At 72.9% G+C, this 19,574-nt stretch carries 16 protein-coding genes; 7 read left to right on the forward strand and 9 right to left on the reverse strand.

The window, feature by feature from the left end; all coding sequences use genetic code 11:
* Positions 1-5: 5 nt before the first annotated feature.
* The 5 genes from DT019_RS06745 to DT019_RS06765 all read right to left on the reverse strand — a co-directional run bounded on the left by DT019_RS06745 (position 6) and on the right by DT019_RS06765 (position 5,936).
* Entirely contained in the window at positions 6-1,517 is a 1,512-nt protein-coding gene (locus DT019_RS06745) for a phytoene desaturase family protein (protein ID WP_189389231.1), read from the reverse strand.
* A 31-nt stretch (positions 1,518-1,548) separates the two neighbouring features.
* A complete protein-coding gene (locus DT019_RS06750; protein ID WP_114035706.1) occupies positions 1,549-2,166 on the reverse strand; it encodes a DUF4126 domain-containing protein in 618 nt (205 codons plus the stop codon).
* A 314-nt stretch (positions 2,167-2,480) separates the two neighbouring features.
* Positions 2,481-3,089 (reverse strand): TetR/AcrR family transcriptional regulator, encoded by a 609-nt coding sequence (locus DT019_RS06755; RefSeq protein WP_114036046.1) that lies wholly within the window; start codon positions 3,087-3,089, stop codon positions 2,481-2,483.
* Between the two features lie 11 nt (positions 3,090-3,100).
* Positions 3,101-5,185 (reverse strand): YhgE/Pip family protein, encoded by a 2,085-nt coding sequence (locus tag DT019_RS06760; protein ID WP_114035707.1) that lies wholly within the window; start codon positions 5,183-5,185, stop codon positions 3,101-3,103.
* Positions 5,157-5,936 (reverse strand): ATP-binding cassette domain-containing protein, encoded by a 780-nt coding sequence (locus DT019_RS06765; RefSeq protein WP_114035708.1) that lies wholly within the window; start codon positions 5,934-5,936, stop codon positions 5,157-5,159. Before DT019_RS06765 ends, DT019_RS06760 begins: the two co-directional genes overlap by 29 nt.
* Positions 5,937-6,138: 202 nt before the next feature.
* Between DT019_RS06765 and DT019_RS06770 the strand changes: the two genes are divergently transcribed.
* From DT019_RS06770 to DT019_RS06780, 3 genes are all read left to right on the forward strand, one after another.
* The gene (locus DT019_RS06770; RefSeq protein WP_114035709.1) at positions 6,139-6,678 is read left to right on the forward strand and encodes an SAV_6107 family HEPN domain-containing protein; all 540 of its coding nucleotides are present in this window, start codon (positions 6,139-6,141) and stop codon (positions 6,676-6,678) included.
* Between the two features lie 132 nt (positions 6,679-6,810).
* Positions 6,811-7,569, forward strand: a complete 759-nt coding sequence (locus tag DT019_RS06775; protein WP_114035710.1) for a class I SAM-dependent methyltransferase — start codon at positions 6,811-6,813, stop codon at positions 7,567-7,569.
* Positions 7,570-7,845: 276 nt separating this feature from the next.
* Positions 7,846-8,232, forward strand: a complete 387-nt coding sequence (locus DT019_RS06780) for a DUF3040 domain-containing protein (protein WP_114035711.1) — start codon at positions 7,846-7,848, stop codon at positions 8,230-8,232.
* 217 nt (positions 8,233-8,449) lie between these two features.
* Here DT019_RS06780 and DT019_RS06785 read toward each other — a convergent pair whose 3' ends face one another.
* The 4 genes from DT019_RS06785 to DT019_RS06800 form a co-directional block, all read right to left on the reverse strand.
* Complete coding sequence (locus DT019_RS06785) at positions 8,450-10,885, reverse strand: DUF3488 and DUF4129 domain-containing transglutaminase family protein (RefSeq protein WP_114035712.1); 2,436 nt, start codon at positions 10,883-10,885, stop codon at positions 8,450-8,452.
* Complete coding sequence (locus DT019_RS06790; protein WP_114035713.1) at positions 10,882-12,249, reverse strand: DUF58 domain-containing protein; 1,368 nt, start codon at positions 12,247-12,249, stop codon at positions 10,882-10,884. The genes DT019_RS06785 and DT019_RS06790 overlap by 4 nt, the downstream gene beginning before the upstream one ends.
* The gene (locus DT019_RS06795; protein ID WP_114035714.1) at positions 12,249-13,295 is read right to left on the reverse strand and encodes an AAA family ATPase; all 1,047 of its coding nucleotides are present in this window, start codon (positions 13,293-13,295) and stop codon (positions 12,249-12,251) included. Before DT019_RS06795 ends, DT019_RS06790 begins: the two co-directional genes overlap by 1 nt.
* Before the next feature lie 200 nt (positions 13,296-13,495).
* Positions 13,496-14,077, reverse strand: coding sequence for a beta-class carbonic anhydrase (locus tag DT019_RS06800; RefSeq protein WP_223279330.1), 582 nt, complete (start codon positions 14,075-14,077; stop codon positions 13,496-13,498).
* 434 nt (positions 14,078-14,511) lie between these two features.
* On the opposite strand from DT019_RS06800, the gene rsmH reads away from it, so the two are divergent.
* Genes rsmH through DT019_RS06820 form a run of 4 tightly spaced genes read left to right on the forward strand, consistent with a single transcriptional unit; the run spans position 14,512 to position 19,571 of the window.
* A complete protein-coding gene (gene rsmH, locus DT019_RS06805) occupies positions 14,512-15,462 on the forward strand; it encodes a 16S rRNA (cytosine(1402)-N(4))-methyltransferase RsmH (protein ID WP_114035715.1) in 951 nt (316 codons plus the stop codon).
* Positions 15,459-15,965, forward strand: a complete 507-nt coding sequence (locus tag DT019_RS06810; RefSeq protein ID WP_223279331.1) for a septum formation initiator — start codon at positions 15,459-15,461, stop codon at positions 15,963-15,965. The genes rsmH and DT019_RS06810 overlap by 4 nt, the downstream gene beginning before the upstream one ends.
* Positions 15,966-15,969: 4 nt before the next feature.
* On the forward strand, positions 15,970-17,889 hold the full coding sequence (locus tag DT019_RS06815) for a peptidoglycan D,D-transpeptidase FtsI family protein (protein ID WP_114035716.1): 1,920 nt from the start codon (positions 15,970-15,972) through the stop codon (positions 17,887-17,889).
* Positions 17,890-17,903: 14 nt separating this feature from the next.
* Complete coding sequence (locus DT019_RS06820; RefSeq protein ID WP_114035717.1) at positions 17,904-19,571, forward strand: UDP-N-acetylmuramoyl-L-alanyl-D-glutamate--2,6-diaminopimelate ligase; 1,668 nt, start codon at positions 17,904-17,906, stop codon at positions 19,569-19,571.
* Positions 19,572-19,574: the final 3 nt, after the last annotated feature.

Consider the following 19,574-nt stretch of genomic DNA (forward strand, 5'->3'; position numbering starts at 1 on the left):
CCGGCTCATTGCGAGCCCCGGAAGCCCTCTCCCTCCACGATCAGCCCGGCCACCAGCGCGCCCGACATCCCGGCGTGGGCGAGCCCGCCGCCCGGGTGGGACCAGCCTCCGGCCAGGTGCAGACCCGGCAGACCGGTGGTGTTGGACGGGTGCAGCAGCGTGGCCCCGGCCGCGGCCAGCGAGGGCGCGGGCACCGAACCGCCCCCGGCGCCGGTCGCCTGTGCCACGTCCACCGGGGTGCGGACCTCGTGCCACAGCAGCCGCTCGCGCAGCTCGGGCACGGCCCGCGCGGCGGCCTCGATCAACGCGTCCGTGTACCGCCGCACCAGCGGCTCGTCCGTCCAGTCGACCGCGCCGTGCGGCGCGACCGTCGCCGTCAGCGTCACCGCCTCGTGGTCGTCGTCGGGCCGCACCGCCGGATCGTCGGGGCGCAGCACCGTGACCGTCGGCCGCCCGGTGTGCGGCCCCGCGAAGGCCTCGCGGGCCTCGGCCGCCGCGTCGGGGGAGTGGGCCACCGTGCGGTGCGCCGTGTCCGAGGGGCGGGCGCCGCGCAGCGCGAGCAGCACCGTGAACCGGCTCGGCCGCGCCGCGGCGGCGGGCCGCACCGCGTCGGCCTCCCACAACGCGCGGCCGGGCAGCATTTGTTCGAGGTCGCGCGGGTCCGCTCCGCAGACCACCTCGTCGGCCTCCGCGAGCGTGCCGTCGGCGAGCTCGACGCCCGCGGCCCGGCCCTCCTTCTCGGTGATCCGCGCCACCTCGGCGTCGAACACGAACGAGACCCGGCGGGCCAGGCAGCGCTCGTACACCGCGCGCGCCAGCTCCCGCATGCCACCGCGCACGTACCAGCTGCCGAAGGTCTGCTCCATGTACGGCAGCACCGCCGCGGCGGCCGGGGCCGTGTCCGGGTCCAGGCCGTACTCCAGGGCGTAGCTCTCCAGCAGCGCGCCGAGCCGGCCGCCGCCCAGCTCCCACGCGGCGACCTCGCCGAGCGTGGCGGCCTGCCGGGGTGCGCGCAGCAGCCGGCGCTGCTTGGGCGCCGGATACGGCTCGCGGGCAAGCACCTGCCAGTTGGGCCACAACGGCTCCTCCAGGAGCGGCCGGCGCGTACGGTCCCAGGCCTCCCGGGCGCGGATCAGGAAGGCGCCCCAGCGCTCGCCGGAGCCCGCGCCCAGAGCGGCGTCCAGCGCCGACATCACGCCCGCGCGCGAGGCGTTGGGCAGCGACACCTCCGTACCGTCGGCGAAGAGGTGGCGCGAGGCCGGGTCGACCGGGGCGAGCTCCAGCACGCTCTCCAGCGGCTCCTTGCCGGTCTTCACGAACAGGTCGCGGTAGACGGCGGGCAGCCGCAGCAGACCGGGGCCGGTGTCGAAGACGAAGCCGTCCCGCTCGTACCGTCCCAGTGCGCCGCCGTAGGTCGACGAGCGCTCGTACACCGTCACCCGGTGGCCTGCCACGGCCAGCCGGGCAGCAGTCGCCATGGCGCCCACACCGGCGCCGATCACCGCAATCCGTGCCATGTCCGCGACTTTATCCGCCGCCACCGACAGCTCAGTCCGGCGGTTGGGAGACCCCCGCCGCGGCCAGCCGCTTCTCCTCCCGGCGCTGCGCCCGGCGCCGCCAGTACCGGCGGACCTTGCGCCACACGACGACCAGGATCACCAGGCCGAGCAGCAGCAGCGTGCCCGCGATGACGGCGGCCGCGAGCGGGTGGAAGATCGCGAAGCTTATGATCCCGGCGACGCCCAGATCCTCCGCAATGCTCAGCGCGATGTTGCTGAACGGCTCGGGCGAGGTGTTCACCGCCATCCGCGTCCCAGCCTTCACCAGATGGCTCAGCAGCGCCGTCGAACCGCCCACCGCGCCCGCCGCGAGATCGGGCAGCGAACCGTTCTGCCCGGCGAGCAGCGCCCCGACGACCGCGCCCGCGATCGGCCGGATCACCGTGTGCACGGCGTCCCAGACCGAGTCGACGTACGGGATCTTGTCGGCCACCGCCTCGCAGAGGAAGAGGACGCCTGCCGCGATCAGGACGTCGGGACGCTGGAGCGCGGTCGGCACGTCGTCGGTGAGGCCGGTGGCGCCGAAGACGCCGAGCAGCAGGACCACCGCGTACGCGTTGACCCCGCTCGCCCAGCCGCTGGTGAACACGAGGGGGAGTACGGACACGGTCGCGATGTTAACCAGATCCGGCCGTTGCCGACTGAGGTTGAGCGCGCAGGCCTGAGTATCCGTACCTAGAGGGTGAGATGAGTACCCGCACGGATGGGCTCCGACCTGCATGGACGGGAAAGTGGAGGCCACGGAAGGGGCGCGGCGCCGGTACCGCCGACACGGGGCGGCGGAACCGGCGCGGCTCCCTGGACGTGACGGGGTGCGGGGGAAGCGCCGGGCCGGTGCGGTTCAAGGGGGATTGAACCGCACCGGCCCGGCGTATTTCGTCCCACAACCCCTGGCTAGCGCGGCTAGCGCGGCTGGCGCGGCTAGCGGCCGCTGACCCGGCCGTGCAGCAGCCTGGAGAGGGCGGCGTGGACGTCGTCCAGGGAGCGCTCGCTCTGGAAGGCCTGCCAGTCGAGCGCGGCCACCAGGACCATCCCGACCAGCGCCGCGGCGGTGAGCGGAATGTCGATCTCCTCGCTCAGCTCGCCGTCCGTCACCGCGTCCCGCAGCACCGTCTCCACCACGGCGACCGCCTCCCGGCGCACCACCAGGAGCGTCGACTGCCAGGCGCGGTTGGTGCGCCACAGCTCGGCGACGTAGAGCTGGGTGAAGGCCGGATAGCGGTGGATGAAGTCCAGTCCTGCCCGGATCATCGCGTCAAGCGCCTCGACCTTGGTTCCACCCCGCTCGGCGGTTTCGTCCGCGGCCGCCTGCAAAGACGCGGTCAGCAGCCCCACCCCGTGCCGGAGCAGCTCCTCGAAGAGCTCGGTCTTGCTCTTGAAGTTGTAGTAGACCGTGCCCTTGGCGACGCCGGCCCGCTCGGCGATCTCGTCGACCGTGGTGGCCGAGAAGCCCTGTTCGGCGATGAGCGTCACGGCGGCCTCGTACAGCTTCTGCCGGGTCGCCTGCCGTCTGGTGCTGCTGCTCTCCATGGCGTCGATTCTCACAGGCTCAGCTCGGGGTGCAGCCGGTCGAGCGACCACACCTGCTTCTGCCGGGCCGACAGCGCCGTCAGGGCGAGCGCGCCGACGGTGAAGGCGGTCAGGACCGCGCAGCCCTGCCACACCACACCCAGGTCGCCGCCGGTGATCAGCCTGCGCAGCCCGTCGACGACGTAACTCATCGGCAGGTAGGGGTGGATGGCGTTGAAGAAGGCCGGGCTCGTCTGCACGGGGTAGGTGCCGCCCGCCGAGGTCAGCTGGAGCATCAGGACGGCGAGCACCAGGATGCGTCCGGCCGCGCCGAACTTCGCGTTCAGCCACTGCACGATCGCCGCGAAGCAGAAGGAGGCCAGCGCCAGATAGCCCAGCGTTCCCGCGGTGCGCTCCATTTCGAGACCGAGCCCGAAGTGCAGCACCGACATCAGTGCGGCGACCTGGAGCACCCCGATGGCCGCCACCGGCAGCCAGCCCGCGAACGCGATCCGCCAGGCCGAGGCGCCGGCGGCCAGCGCGCGCCGGTTGAGCGGCTGGATCAGCATGTACGCGACCATCGCGCCCACCCACAGGGAGAGCGGGATGAAGTACGGCGCGAAGCCGGTGCCGTAGTTGGGCGCCTTGTGCATCGCCTGCGAGGCCAGCCTGACCGGGTCGGCCATGACCTCGGTGCGCTGGTCGCGCTGCTGCTTGTCGTAGTCGGGGATCTGGCCCACGCCGTCGTGCAGGCCGTTCGACAGCTGCACCGAGCCGTCGGAGAGCTTCACGATGCCGCCGTCGAGGGCGCCCGCGCCCTTCTTCAGCTTGCCGACGCCCGCGTCGAGGTCGGTGGAGCCGGTCTTGGCGCTGCCGAGACCGTCGTGGATGGCGGAGGCCCCCTTGGCGACGTCGTGCGCGCCCTTGTTGAGCTTGTTGATGTCGGCGATTCTCGTCTCCAGGTCGCTGGAGAGTCGCGGCGCCTTCGCGGCCAGGTCCCGGGCCTTCGTCTGGAGGTCCCCGAGGCTCTTGTCGAGCGTCTTGAAGTCGCCGCCCTGGTCCTTGACGAGGTTGTTGACGTCCGCGGTCAGGGTCGCGCCGGTGGCCATCGCCTTCTTGGCCTCCTTCAGCTTCGGGCAGATCTGCCCGTCCGGGGCCTTGTCCACGCAGACCTGCTGGTAGAGGGCGTCGAGATCCTGGGAGGCCTTGCGGGTGCCGGCGGCGGCGTCCGGGGCGAGCCTGATGATGTCCTTGAGGTGGTCCCGCACCGGCTGGATCGAGTCGGCCAGGAGCTTGGCCGAGTCGCCGACGGTCTTGCCGTTGTCCTTGAGATAGGGACGCGCCTCGCCGGCCGCCGCGTTGGCCTCGTCCGCCATCCGCTGGGTGCCGTCCGCGACCTTCTGGGCGCCGTCGGCCAGGGTGCCCGCCGCCGTGTCGAGCTTCGTGATGCCGCCGGCCAGCTTGTCGCTGCCGTCCTTGGCGGTGCCCAGGCCGTCGGCCAGCTGCTTGGAGCCGTCCTTGGCCTTGCCGAGCCCGTCCTTGAGGTCGCCCGCGCCCTTGGCCGCCTTCTCGGTGGCGTCGTGGAGGTCGCCGAACGAGATGAAGATCCGGTCGAGGAACGACCGCGACGCCTTGCTGGAGGCGGCGGCGCGGACCTCGGAGAACACCGTCTTGGAGATCGATCCCACGATGTAGTTGTTGGCGTCGTTGGTGCGCACCTGGAGCGCGCCCGTCTCGGGGACGTTCCCCGAGCTGGACGCGATCCTCCGGCTGAAGTCGGCGGGCATCGTCAACGAGAGGTAGTAGGTGCCCTTTTCGAGGCCCTCGCGCGCCTCGGCGTCGCTGACCTCGTGCCATTCGAAGGTCTTGCTGTCGAGCAGCTTCTTGCTGAGCTCGTCGCCCACGTGGAGCTTCTGCCCGGCGGCCTCGGCCCCCTTGTCGTCGTTGACGAGCGCCACCGGAATCCGGTCGAGACGGCTGTAGGGGTCCCAGAACGAGCACAGGTAGAGCGCGCCGTAGAGCAGCGGCAGCAGGAGCAGCGCCACCAGGGCCGCCCGCGGCAGCTTCCCCCTGCCGAACCGCTTCAGCTCAAGCGCTGCCAGTCGTGGCGAACGCATCCGCCGCCCCCTCCTTGCCCGTGGCGCCCTTGCCGGCGCCGGATTCCGTCGTCTTTACGGTGAGGTCGGCCTCGGCCGGCGCCTCGCTGCACACCGCGAGCACGGTGGTGCCCGAGTCGGCGACCGAGCGCAACAGGGCCCAGGCCGCGGCGCGTCCGGTGTCCGACAGCTTCAGGTCGGTGTCGTCGACCGCGAGCAGGGCGGGCCGCTGGATCAGGCCGAGCGCCACCGAGAGCCGCAGCGCCTCCAGGCGTTCCAGATCGCGTACGGAGGTCTGCTCGCGCTTGGGCAGGGAGGCGAGGTCGAGGCCGGCGGCGGCCAGTGCCTCGTCGATCCGGGCGCGGGACTCGGCCCGGCGCCGGGCGGGAGAGCGCAGCAGCGCCCGCACCGAACCGTCGTAGCGGCGCTGGAGCATCACGCGCTCGCGCAGGTGCTCGGCGACGGTGAAGGCCGGGTCGAGTTCGCTGACGCCGGGCACATGGCCGAGCGCGCTGACGCGCCGTACGGCGGCCATCTTGCGGGGCAGCTGCTGCCCGGCCACCCTCGCCCAGCCCTCGGCCGGCTTCATGCGGCCGGTCAGGGCGAGCAGCAGGCAGGTCCGGCCCGAGCCGGAAGGTCCCGTGACCGCGACGAGCGAGCCCGGGGCCGCGTCGATGCCGACCCCCCTGAAGGCCCAGCCGCGCGGCCCCTTGAGCCCGAAGCCCTCGGCACGGATCGCCGCGCCGGTCACTTCCGAGTGCGGGCTGTCCACATTCCCCCCTGCTCTCGCGTCCCCCGGGGCCGGAAGTCCGGCCCCATTCTTTTGAACTGACTGGTCAGTACAAAAGATAGCCCGAACCCGCATGCGAGGCAAAGGCGCAGGTCAACGGCGGATTCGGGTCGATTGTCAGTGGTGGGCCTCACGATGGACACATACGGCCACAGTGCCGTCACACGACGACAGGAGGTTCGTCATGGCCAGCTCCCACGCAGCAGCCGCACCCCGGCGCCGCGCCAGCAGCCCTGCCCCCTCACTGAACGGCGCCGCCAACGACGTCCACCCCGTGCCGCGCCGGGCCGGGGCACCGCCCGCCGCCCTCGACCTGCTCGCCCAGGCCCGCGGCGGTCTGGACGAGGCGGCCACCCTCGACGCCCCCAACGAGCGGTACGCGACGGCCCATCTGGCCGCCCTGCGCACCGCGGCCGCCGTCCTCGCCGCCCGCGGCCGGCCCGAGACCAGCCCGCGCCGCCGGCAGCGCATCCGCAGCGCCTGGGAGGTGCTGCCGGAGATAGCGCCCGAACTGACCGAGTGGAGCGCCCTGTTCGCCTCGGGGGCGGACAGGCGGGCCCGCGCCGAGGCCGGCATCCAGGGCGCGGCCACCGTCCGGGACGCCGACGACCTGCTCCGCGACGCGGCGATGTTCCTGCGCCTGGTCGAGCGCCTACTGGTGCTCCAGCCCGTGCTGCCCCAGCCAAGGATCCGCGAGCCGGAGGCGGAACGGGGGGCCGGCTGACGGCGCCCGCCCGGGCTCGGCCACGGCGGCCCGCGGATGATCCGTGGCGGCCGGGGGAGGCAATAGGGTGGACGGGTCTTCACCCTTCCCACGCCGCGTCCGCGGCGGCACCGCGCCGAGGAGTCAACTGCCGTGTCGGACCCCATGCGCCCCCGCGCCTCCCTCCGTACCGCCGTGGTCTGGGAGGTCCTCAAGGAAGCGCTCGACCGCCGGGTCACGGCGACCGGGCGCGAGGCTCTGGACGTGCTGGACACCGGCGGCGGCTCCGGCAACTTCGCGGTGCCGCTGGCCGCGCTCGGGCACCGGGTCACCGTGGTCGACCCCAGCCCCAACGCGCTCTTCGCGCTGGAGCGGAGGGCCGCCGAGGCCGGGGTGGCCGAGCGGGTCCAGGGCGTCCAGGGCGACATCCTCGGCCTCTTCGACGTGGTCGAGCGCGGTGGGTACGACGCGGTGCTGTGCCACGGGGTCCTGGAGTACGTGGAGGACCCGGCGGAGGGCGTGCGCAACGCGGTGGACGCGCTGCGGTCCGAGGGCGCGCTGAGCCTGCTCGCCGCGGGCCTCGGCGGCGCGGTGCTCTCCCGCGCCCTCGCCGGGCACTTCACCGAGGCCCGCCACGCACTCTCGGACCCGGCGGGCCGCTGGGGCGCGGGCGACCCCGTGCCGCACCGGTTCACCGCCGATCAGCTCATCGAGCTCGTCGGCGGCGCCGGGGCCACCGCGGGGGCGGTGCACGGCGTGCGGGTCTTCGCGGATCTGGTCCCCGGCGTCCTGGTGGACACCGAGCCGGGCGCCCTGGACGCGCTCCTCAAGCTGGAGGCCGCGGCCGCCGAGCTGCCCGCCTTCCACGCCGTCGCCACCCAGCTGCACGTACTGGGCGAGAAGCGCGGGTGACCGCGCTCCGGCGGCCCCCGGCGGGCTGATCAGCGGCGCTGTGCCGCATGGAGTACGCCACAGGCCCCCCGATCGGCGGCTTCGCCCCGTATGATCGGGGGACACGGTCCGGCATGACGGATCGGCTCTTGGGGAATTGAATCTCCACAGCCGAGCCGCCGTGGCGGCCCGGCTGGTGATTTGGCGTAGAGGGCGGGTTTCACGGGGGCGATTCCCTGCCTATCCTGAAGGGGCCGCATCCGGTCGCCCCCCGCGACCGACGAGTAGGAGGACTCCGTGCCGCTCTCGGAGCACGAGCAGCGCATGCTCGAGCAGATGGAGCGAGCGCTGTACGCCGAAGATCCCAAGTTCGCGACAGCGCTTGAGGGAAGCGGGCTGCGTACGTACACCCGGCGACGGGTCTACCAGGCGGTCGCCGGCTTCCTGGTTGGTATCGCGCTCCTCATGACCGGTGTCATGACCCAGATCTGGATCAGCGTGGTGGGCTTCCTCGTCATGCTCGGCTGTGCGGTGCTCGTGGTCACCGGCTGGCGCAAGGCGCCACGCCCCGGTGAACAGGCGCGTGCGGGCGGTTCCGCCGCGCCGCGGCAGGCCCGGCAGCGGCGCTCGATGATGGACCGGATCGAGCAGCGCTGGCAGCGGCGTCGCGATGAGGGGCACTAGCCCGCCCCGCCTACGACTGACCTGAAGGGCGGTCACCTTTCACGAGGTGACCGCCCTTTTGGTGTCCGCCGGGTCGGCGTCCAGCACAGGCGCGGACCGTCCCCGGGCCCCTGCGAGCCGGGGACTGCCCTGCGTGGCCGGACCGGTCCTGCCGACGGCGCGGGATGCCGCGCGACCAGCCCCGTACGGGGACCGGGGCGGAGGCCCGCAGGGATACTCAGGCGCCGGTCGCGGGTTCCGGCGGAGCTTCCCTGCCACGGCGGGGACGCAGACGCTCGGTCAGGCCTCGCGTACGCGTCGAAACCCGCGCCCTCGTCCGCTCCCACCGGAGCGACACCGCCCAGATCACCCTGACGGCTGAGCGGGGGGCGAGAATCGCGCGCAGGGCCGGCCAGTGGCCCGCCTGCGCCCGCAGCCCCGCCGTCACGCGGGCCACGTCGTCCGTGAGACCCGGGGTCGGGCGCGGGTCGCGGGCGTAGAGGACCTGTTCCACCGCGCCCGCCGCTCGATGGACGGAGTCGGCCGCGGCGCCGTCCAGGCGGCCGAGACGAATGACCCGCGCCGCCGCCTTGCGGGGCGTCTGCGACTCGTCGGGCGCGATGCCGTAGTCCCAGGCCGTGTCGGTGATCTCCTGCCAGGCGGCGAGGGTGCGGGCCACCGCGTCGGCCGGGGTGCGGCCGCCCGAGCCCAGCCGCCGGGACCGTACCCGCCTGCGCCACACGAAGGGCAGCAGCGGAAGGGCCAGCAGCACGGTCACCCCCACGGCCGTGCCGATCAGGGTCGGGGCCGAGGGGCCGCTGTCCGTCGGACCGGCGACGCTCGCCGCGGCCGAGGGGCCGCAGTCGCCGAGGCGCCGCGCGGTGGGCGGGCAGGAGTCGCTGGCGGACGGCGCCGCCGAGGGCTGCGCCGAGGCGCTCCTGGACGGCTCGGCCGGGCGGCTCGGGCTGCCCGCCGGGGCCTGCTGGCGGGTGTAGTCGGGGACGCTGCCCCGCGTCGGCGTCGGCTCGAAGCGGGTCCAGCCCACGCCCTCGAAGTACAGCTCGGGCCAGGCGTGCGCGTCGCGAAGACCCACCGACATGGTGCCGTCCGGGCGCGTCACGCCCGGGGTGAAGCCCACCGCGACCCGGGCGGGGATGCCCAGCGTGCGGGCCATCGCCGCCATCGAGAAGGAGAAGTGGACGCAGAAGCCCTCCTTCTCCTTGAGGAAGTTGGCGATCGCCTCGGTGCCGCTGCCCGACTCGACACGGGTGTTGTAGGTGAAGCCGCCGCTGGTGGAGAACCAGTCCTGGAGCTTGACGGCCCTCTCGTAGTTGGTGGCGGCGCCACTGGTGACCTGCCGCGCGGTGGCGGAGACCACGGACGGCAGCGAGTCCGGCACCCGGGTGTACTCCTTCAGGAGGTCACCGGGTGGGGCCGGGGCATTGGCCAACTGGTCCGCCGTGGGGTGCACCAGGAGGCTGGAGACCGTGTACTGCGCGCCCCGCGTCGTCTGCTTCCGGTCGCCCACCAGGGTCCGCCCGACCGGCTCGAACCGCCAGTCGCCCTTGACCTTCACCTGGGTCGCCGGGAACGGCATCGGCAGCCAGCTCTGGGCGTACCAGCCGGCCGCCGAGATGCTGGTCTCGACCTCGGTGGTGCTGACGGCGGGGCTCAGCCCGTCGGGCCGGGGCAGCGGATCGGGTACGTCCTTGATGTGGCGCTCGGAGGACTTCCACGTCGCCCCGTCGAACTCGTCGAGCGCGACGATCCGCAGGTACATCTCCTTGGTGTCCTGGGCGTTGGTGTTGTACCGCATCACCTCGCGGTCCTCGGGCTGGTTCAGGCTGTTCTGCAGCGAGACCAGCGGGTTGACCGCGGAGATGGTCCCTCCGCTTCCCTCCCCGGTGCCGCCGCTGCCCGCGCCACCGAGCAGCCCGCTGTCCAGCGCGGGCAGCATCGCCGGGATCACCAGCGCGAGGCCGAGGGTGAGCGCGCCGATGCGCCGCCCGGTACGGACCGGGGCCAGCGGCGCCGTGTTCTCGAACACGCTCTGCTGGGCCCGGCCGGGCGCCCGCGCGGCGCCGCCGAAGACCCGCCCCCACTGCGAGAGCCGGTCGCGGCCCTCGGCGAGCAGGAGCAGCAGGTAAGCGGCCGCCGCGAGCACGAACCAGAGCCAGCTCGCGCCGCCCGGGGAGAGCCCGGCGGCCACCGAGTACAGCGCGAGCAGCGGCAGGCCCGCCGGGGCTGCGCTGCGGAACGTCACCGCGAGCGCGTCCACCGCGAGACCGATGATCAGCATCCCGCCGACCATCATCAGCCGGATGCCCGGGGTGGCGGGCGCCGGGATCGCGTACTGCCCGACATCCGAAGCGCCCTGCTGAAGAAGGGAGTTGAGCTGCTCAAGGGCCTCGGGACCGGGCAGCAGCCCGCCGATCGCCTGCTGGCGCGCGAACACCAGCGTCAGCACAAGCAGCGCCACCACGGCCTGGGCGAGCACGGTCAGCGGCCGGGCCAGCGGCACCCGCCGGGCCAGCGCGCCCACCCCGCTCAGGATCGCGAGCAGGAAGGCCGCCTGGAGGATCCAGGAGGCCGGGGCGACCAACGGCAGCATCGAGCACGCCGCCAGCACCGTGGCCGCGTAGGCGCACAGCGCCAGCCGTCCGCGACCGCTCATGACCATCCCCCTGCCGTGCCGGAAGCGCCGCCGGGCGCCGCCTTCGCGTGCGTACGTTCCTGACCCGCCAGGCGCCACAGCTCGGGCAGCGCCGCACCCGGCCGCACCGCGAGCGCCGTCCAGCCCGCCTCGCGCAGCAGCCGCAGCCGGTCCTCGACCGGGCCGCGCCCCTCGGGGCCGTGCGTCCACTGACCGCTGTCCAGCACGAAGGCGACCGCGGCGCCGCTGCGCCGCCGCATCTTCGCCGCCACCGCGGCCTGCTCCTCGTCGAGATCGCCGAAGAAGCCGATGAGCAGCCCCTCGTTGCCCCCGCGCAGCACGTCGTACGCGCGCGAGAGGCCGCCGCCGTCGGAGTGGTCGACGACCGCGAGGGTGTCCATCATCAGCCCGGCCGAGTCCGAGGAGTCCTGGGTCGAGCCGGCGAAGCCGCCCCCGCCCTCACCCGGCACCGAGCTGCCCGTGTCGGTCAACAGCCGTACGGAGAAGCCCCGTTCCAGCATGTGCACCAGGGCGGACGCGGCGCCCGAGACCGCCCACTCGAAGGCCGAGTCGGGGCCCGCGCCCGCGTACGCGATGTCCCGGGTGTCGAGCAGCACCGTGCAGCGCGCCCGCTGGGGCTGCTCCTCGCGGCGCACCATCAGCTCGCCGTAGCGCGCGGTGGAGCGCCAGTGCACCCGGCGCAGGTCGTCGCCGTGCCGGTAGCCGCGCGGGATGACGTCGTCCTCACCGGCCAGGGCGAGCGAGCGGTGCCGTCCGTCGCCGTACCCGGCGGCCTCGCCGGACAGCCGCACCGGGGGCAGCGGTTCGGTCCTGGGTATGACGGTCAGCGTGTCGTGGGCACTGAAGGCGCGGGTCAGCTCGCACATCCCGAAGGGGTCGGTGAGCCGCAGCTGCAAGGGCCCCAGCGGATAGCGCCCGCGCAGGTCGGACCGGACCCGGTAGGACACCTCGCGCTTGCCGCCCGCCTCGACCCGGTCGAGCACGAAGCGGGGGCGCGGGCCGAGCACGTACGGCACCCGGTCCTGGAGCATGAGCAGGCCGGTGGGCAGCCGCGAGACGTTGTCGATCCGCAGCTGGACCCGGGCCTCGGAGCCCGCCGGGACCCGGCCGGGGGCCAGCCGCCTGCTGCCCGCGACGCGGTAGCGCGTCCGGTAGAGGACCACCGTGCAGACCAGGGGCAGCACGGCGAGCAGCAGCCCGACCCGCAGCAGGTCCTCCTGGCCGAGGACGAAGGCGCAGACGGCGGCGGCGACGCCGGCCGCGAGGAAGGAGCGGCCGCGGGTGGTCAGGCCCGACAGGGCGGCCCACAGCCCGCCCTTCGCCTGTTCGTCGGCGGGCTCGGCGTCGAGCCCCCCGGCCGCCATCACAGCCGCCGGGCGCCGGGCGGCTGCTGGCCGTACAGCGGATTCCCGGCCTGCGGAACGGGCGTGTGCTGGAGGATCTCCAGGACGACCTGCTCGGCGGTGCGCCGGTTGAGCTGGGCCTGCGCGGTGGGCAGCAGCCGGTGTGCGAGGACGGCGACGGCAAGGGCCTGGACGTCGTCGGGGAGCGCGTACTCCCGCCCGCTCAGGGCGGCGGACGCCTTCGCGGCGCGCAGCAGATGGAGCGTGGCGCGCGGCGAGGCGCCGAGTCTGAGATCCGGGTGGTTGCGGGTCGCGCCGACCAGCTGCACCGCGTACCGCCGGACCGCCTCTGCCACGTGCACGCCGCGGACCGCGTCGATCAGCTTGACCATGTCGTGGGCGTGGGCCACCGGCTGGAGGTCGTCGAGCGGGGAGATGGCGCCGTGCACGTCGAGCATCTGGAGCTCGGCCTCGGGCGTCGGGTAGCCCATCGAGACGCGGGCCATGAACCGGTCGCGCTGCGCCTCGGGCAGCGGGTAGGTGCCCTCCATCTCCACCGGGTTCTGGGTGGCCACGACCATGAAGGGGCTGGGCAGTTCGTAGGTCTGCCCGTCGATGGTGACCTGCCGCTCCTCCATGGATTCCAGGAGCGCGGACTGGGTCTTGGGCGAGGCGCGGTTGATCTCGTCGCCGATCACGATCTGGGCGAAGATCGCGCCGGGCTTGAACTCGAAGTCCCGGCGCTGCTGGTCGTAGATCGACACACCGGTGATGTCCGAGGGCAGCAGGTCCGGGGTGAACTGGATGCGCCGGACCGAGCAGTCGATGGACTTGGCCAGCGCCTTGGCCAGCATGGTCTTCCCCACGCCGGGCACGTCCTCGATCAGGAGGTGCCCCTCCGCGAGCAGTACGGTCAGCGAAAGCCGTACGACCTCGGGCTTGCCCTCGATCACACTCTCCACCGACCTGCGGACTCGCTCCGCCGTGGCGGTCAGATCTTCCCCCACTCGCGCAAACGCTTGAGCGGGGGCACCCCCATGGCTCGCTCGATCGTCATAGGTCGTCACCCGGCCCTCCTCGGCCCTTTCATACGGGCCGACGCACTGCGAACGGCCCGGCCCACCTGCAATACGGACAGCGCGCCCGAACGGTTCGGACCGGTGTCACATCCGCATTCTTGTTGCCGTTGCCGCGTCGTGTCACTCGCCTGTGGACAACTGAGGGGGATTCATTGGAAGTTGTCCCCCTATTTCCGTTCCTGCGATGCTCAGGCCGCCGGGTCGATCTCCCGCAGCAGCCCCGTCGTCACGTCGAAGACGAACCCGCGGACGTCCTCGGTGTGCAGCAGGAACGGCGAGGTCCGCACGCGCTGCATCGACTGGCGCACGTCCTGGTCGGCGTCGCGGAAGGCCTCCACGGCCCAGGCCGGACGCTGCCCCACCTCGTCCTCCAGCGTGTGCCGGAAGTCCTCGGTCAGCGTCTCCATGCCGCAGCCGGTGTGGTGCACCAGCATGACGCTGGTGGTGCCGAGCGCGCGCTGGCTGATGGTGAGGGAGCGGATCACGTCGTCGGTGACCACGCCGCCCGCGTTGCGGATGGTGTGGCAGTCGCCGAGTTCCAGACCGAGAGCCGCGTGCAGGTCCAGCCGCGCGTCCATGCAGGCCACCACGGCGACGTGCAGGACCGGACGGGCGTCCATGCCGGGGTCCTCGAAGGCCGAGGCGTAGCGACGGTTCGCCTCGACCAGCCGGTCCGTCACCGTGCCTCCGGCCACCGTCCCTCCGGACCGGACGGTCAGGTGCGGACGCCGGGCCGGAGGCTCTGCCGGTATGTGCGCAGGAGTCGACATGTATACGACGGTAGCCGCCGCTGATCGTCCAGTCTTCTCATGGGGCCGGAAAAAGACCGTCAACTCGGGCGCCTGTGAGGTAACCCACAGGCCTCACGGCCACTCACCCGAACGAGTGAAAAAAGTGCTCGGCGGCGCGCTGGAGGGTTGATTGACCCGAAGGACGAGTGGACTAAAGTGGCGCGAAGTGGGAGGCGTGACACCTGGTCTTCCCGCTGACGAAACCCCCAGCTTCCGGGAGATCGCAACCTCCCGGACCTACGTTTACCCGCGTGCGCGGCGCACGTACGGCTCGGCCCCCTCCCGCCCACCGGTCGGCTGACGCCCCTTCCCCGGCGCCAGCCGTTCGTCCCCCTCCACCGGGGGAGCACCGGGGGGAGCGGGGACCCGGCACGTACGCGCGACGCTGCGCCGGATCCTTTGAAAGGGCGGCTTTGAGCCAGCGACACGTCCCGGTGATGCTCCAGCGATGCTTGGACATGTTGGCCCCGGCCCTGACCCAGCCGGGTGCGGTCGTCGTCGACTGCACCCTCGGCCTCGGCGGCCACAGCGAGGCCCTCCTGACCCGGTTCCCCGAGGCGCGCCTGATCGGGCTCGACCGCGACAAGGAGGCGCTGCGCCTGTCCGGCGAGCGCCTCGCCCCCTTCGGGGAGCGCGCCACCCTGGTGCACGCCGTCTACGACGAGCTGCCCGACGTGCTGGAACGTCTCGGCACCCCCCGCGTCCAGGGCGTCCTGTTCGACCTCGGCGTCTCCTCCATGCAGCTCGACGAGGCCGACCGCGGCTTCGCCTACGCCCAGGACGCGCCCCTGGACATGCGCATGGACCAGTCGACCGGCATGAGCGCCGCCGAGGTGCTCAACACCTACCCGGCCGGTGAACTCGTGCGGATCCTGCGGGCGTACGGCGAGGAGAAGCAGGCCAAGCGGATCGTCTCGGCGATCGTGCGCGAGCGCGAGAAGGAGCCGTTCAGCAACAGCGCCCGGCTCGTCGAGCTGATCCGCGACTCGCTGCCGCAGGCCGCCAAGCGCACCGGCGGCAACCCCTCCAAGCGCACCTTCCAGGCCCTGCGCATCGAGGTCAACGGCGAACTCGCCAGCGTGGAGCGGGCGATCCCCGCGGCCGTCGAGGCCATCGCGGTGGGCGGCCGGGTCGCGGTGCTCTCCTACCAGTCCCTGGAGGACCGGATCGTCAAGCAGGTGTTCGCGGCCGGCGCCGCCAACACCGCCCCGCCCGGGCTTCCGGTGGTGCCCGAGCGCTACCAGCCGCGGCTCAAGCTCCTGACCCGCGGTGCCGAACTCCCCACGGAGGAGGAGGTCGCCGAGAACCGGCGCGCGGCCCCCGCCCGGCTCCGGGGGGTCCAGCGGATCAGGGAGGACGTGTGAGCAAACCGGCCAGGCAGCTGCGCGGCACGGCCGCGCGGCTCGGCAGGCTGATGCCCTCGCAGGGACCGAACAGCGCCGCCCGCACACCGTTCGTGCTCCTTGTCGTCACCCTCCTCGGGGGCGGTCTCATCGCCCTCCTGGTGCTGAACTCGGCGCTGAACGCCGGCTCGTTCAAGCTCAGCGAGTACCGCAAACAGACCACCGAACGCACCGACGAGCAACAGGCGCTGCAGCGGGACGTCGACGACCTGTCCGCCCCCGACGCGCTGTCCCGCCGGGCAGGCGACCTCGGCATGGTCCCGGGCGGCAACCCCGTCTTCCTCAACCCCGACGGCACCGTCAAGGGCGTCCCCGCGACCGCGGGCGACCCCTCCCCGGCGGAGGCCGCCGAGCCCGCGCCGCTGCCCGCGGCCCAGGGCCAGGCCGCCCAGCGCCCCAAGCACCACACCCCGGCCGCCAGGCCCCGGCAGCCCGCGAAGACCTCCCCGACCCCCGGCAGGTGACGCAGTGAGCCCCAAGGAACCCCCGCGCCGCCGGGTGCCCCCGCCCGCGCGCTCCCGTCCGCCGGCCCGCCGCCCCGCGGCCGCCAAGAAGCTCAGGCTCGGCAGCCCTCGGCCCCGGCTGCGCCTGGTCAGCCTCGGGCTCACCCTGGTCATGCTGGCCTTCGTCGTACGGCTGCTCCAGGTGCAGGCCGTCGACGCCAGCGCGTACGCCGCCAAGGCCGACAAGAACCGGTACGCCAGCTACGCGCTGCCCGCCGAGCGCGGCCGGATCACCGACCGGGCCGGCGTCGCGCTCGCCACCAGCGTCGACGCGTACGACATCACCGCCGACCCCACGCTGTTCACGCCCGACGCGACGAAGATCCCGGACGCCGCCGAGCAGGCGGCCGCGCTGCTCGCGCCGCTGATCGGCAAGGACCAGACGGAGCTCGCCAAGAAGCTCAAGACCCCCAAGACTCGCTATGTGGTGCTCGCCCGCAGGCAGACCCCGCAGGTCTGGAACCAGATCAAGGACCTCAAGAAGGTCCTGGGCGAGAAGGCGGCCGCCGACCGGGCCAAGGGCGGCCCCGGCGCCAACGTGCTGGCCGGTGTCCTCAACGAGTCCAGCACCAAGCGCGTGTACCCCAACGGCGATCTGGCCGCCGGGATACTGGGCTACGTCAACGCCGAGGGCAAGGGCGGCGGCGGCCTCGAGTCGTCCCTGAACAAGGAGCTGGCCGGCACCGACGGCAAGATCTCCTACGCCCAGTCCGGCGGCCGCCGGGTCCCCACCGCCGGCACCCACGAGACCCCGGCCGTGCCCGGCTCCGACGTCGAGCTGACCATCGACCGGGACATCCAGTGGATGGCGCAGAAGGCGATCTCCGACCAGGTCGCCGCGTCCGGCGCCGACCGGGGCTACGTCATAGTGCAGCGGTCCGACACCGGCGAGGTCCTGGCCATGGCGAACGCGCCCGGCTTCGACCCCAACAACATCGCCCAGGCGAACGCGGCCGCGATGGGCAACGCCGCGCTCCAGGACGCCTTCGAGCCGGGATCCACCGCCAAGGTCATGTCCATGGCCGCGGTCCTGGAGGAGGGCGTCGCCACGCCCGACACCCATGTGGTGGTGCCCAACCGCCTCCAGCGCGCCGACCGGCTCTTCAAGGACGACATCGACCACCCCACCTGGAACCTGACGCTCAACGGCGTGCTCGCCAAGTCCAGCAACATCGGCACCATCCTCGCCGTGGAGCAGCTGGGCAAGACCGACGCCCAGGCCGACAGCGTCCTGTACTCCTACCTGCGCAAGTTCGGCATCGGCTCGCCCAGCGGCCTCGGCTTCCCCGGTGAGACCCCGGGCATCCTGGCCCCGGCGAGCAAGTGGTCGACCTCGCAGCAGTACACGGTCCGTTTCGGCCAGGGCCTCTCGCTCAACGCCATGCAGGCCGCCTCGGTGTACTCGACGATCGCCAACGGCGGCGTACGCGTCGAGCCGACCCTGGTGCGCGGCACCAAGGGCCCGGACGGGCGGTTCACTCCGGCGCCCGCGCCCAAGCAGACCCGGGTGGTCAGCGAGAAGACCGCCAAGACGCTGGCCCAGATGCTCGAATCGGTCGTCGGCGACGCCGAGGGCACCGGAACCAAGGCCGCGATCCCCGGCTACCGGGTCGCGGGCAAGACCGGCACCGCCAACCGCGTCGACCCCAAGACCGGCACCTACCGCGGCTACACCGCGTCCTTCGCGGGCTTCGCCCCCGCCGACAACCCCAAAATCACCGTCTACTGCGCCATCCAGAACCCCACCAAGGGCAGCTACTTCGGCGGCCAGATCTGCGGACCCATCTACAAGCAGGTCATGGAGTTCGCCCTCAAGACCCTGCAGATCCCGCCCACCGGAGCCCAGCCCCCCAACCTGCCCGTCACCTTCGGCGGCAACGACTGAATCCGGAAGCCTCAGTGACAACCATCACCCAGGGCCCTGGGAACCAGGACGGGAACCAGCACGCCGTGCCCCCCTCTTTTGGCGACCCGGCGGGTGCGCCCGGTACGCTCACCGCCGTGCCACACGCTGATCAGTACCGAACCGCCCAGCAGGACGTCCCCGCGAAACAGCCGGGAGCGCCCCGACCGGAACAGGCCCGTCCGACCTCGCTCGGCGAGCTGGCCGAGCGACTGGGGACGAACAACCCCGGATCGGGAGAGGTCACCGGCATCACGCACGACTCCCGGGCGGTACGCCCAGGGGACCTGTACGCCGCGCTGCCGGGCGCCAACACGCACGGCGCCGACTTCGCCGCCCAGGCCGCGAGCCTGGGAGCCGTCGCGATCCTCACCGACCCGGGGGGCCGCGAGCGTGCCGCCGCGACCGGCCTCCCGGTCCTGGTCGCGGGCGACCCGCGCGGCCGGATGGGCGAGCTCGCCGCCGAGATCTACGGACACCCCGGGCGCGAGCTCCTCCAGCTCGGCATCACCGGAACCTCCGGCAAGACCACCACCGCCTACCTCGTCGAGGGCGGCCTGCGCGGCGCCGGACACGCGACCGGCCTGATCGGCACGGTCGAGATGCGGATCGGCGACGAGCGCATCAAGTCGGAGCGCACCACCCCCGAAGCCACCGACCTCCAGGCCCTGTTCGCGGTCATGCGCGAACGCGGCGTCGACGCGGTCGCCATGGAGGTCTCCAGCCACGCCCTCGTGCTCGGCCGGGTCGACGGATGCGTCTTCGACGTCGCCGTCTTCAACAACCTCAGCCCGGAACACATGGAGTTCCACTCCGACATGGAGGACTACTTCCGGGCCAAGGCGCGGCTGTTCACCCCCCAGCGGGCCAAGCGGGGCGTCGTCAACTTCGACGACGAGTACGGCCGCAGGCTCGTGAAGGAGGCGGGGATCGACATCACCACGTTCTCCGCCGAGGGCCACCCTGACGCCGACTGGCGGGCCGAGGACGTACGGGTGCGCCAGGACAGCAGCACCTTCACCGTCGTGGGACCCGGCGGCGAGCGCGTCTCGGCCACCGCCCCGCTGCCGGGCCCGTTCAACGTGGCGAACACCCTCGCCGCCATCGTCGCGCTCGCCGTCGCCGGCCTCGACCCGCAGACCGCCGCCGACGGAGTGGCCGCCGTACCCGGCGTGCCCGGCCGTCTGGAGCGCGTGGACGCGGGCCAGCCCTACCTCGCCGTAGTCGACTACGCCCACAAGACGGACGCCGTCGAGTCGGTGCTGCGCTCGCTGCGCAAGGTCACCGAGGGCAAGCTGCACATCGTGCTCGGCTGCGGCGGCGACCGCGACCGGACCAAGCGGGGCCCGATGGGCGCCGCCGCGGCCCGGCTCGCCGACACCGCCGTGCTGACCTCCGACAACCCGCGCTCCGAGGACCCCCTCGCGATCCTCGCCGCGATGCTGGCGGGCGCCGCCGAGGTGCCCGCGCACGAGCGGGGCGAGGTCCAGGTCTTCGAGGACCGGGCCGCCGCCATCGCATCGGCCGTCGCCCGCGCCGAACCCGGCGACACCGTGCTCGTCGCGGGCAAGGGCCATGAACAGGGCCAGGACATCCACGGAGTGGTCCGCCCCTTCGACGACGTTCTGGTGCTCCGCGCCGCCATCCAGAAAAGTCAGGGATGAAGT

Source organism: Streptomyces sp. SDr-06, assembly GCF_003324565.1.
Lineage (GTDB): Bacteria > Actinomycetota > Actinomycetes > Streptomycetales > Streptomycetaceae > Streptomyces.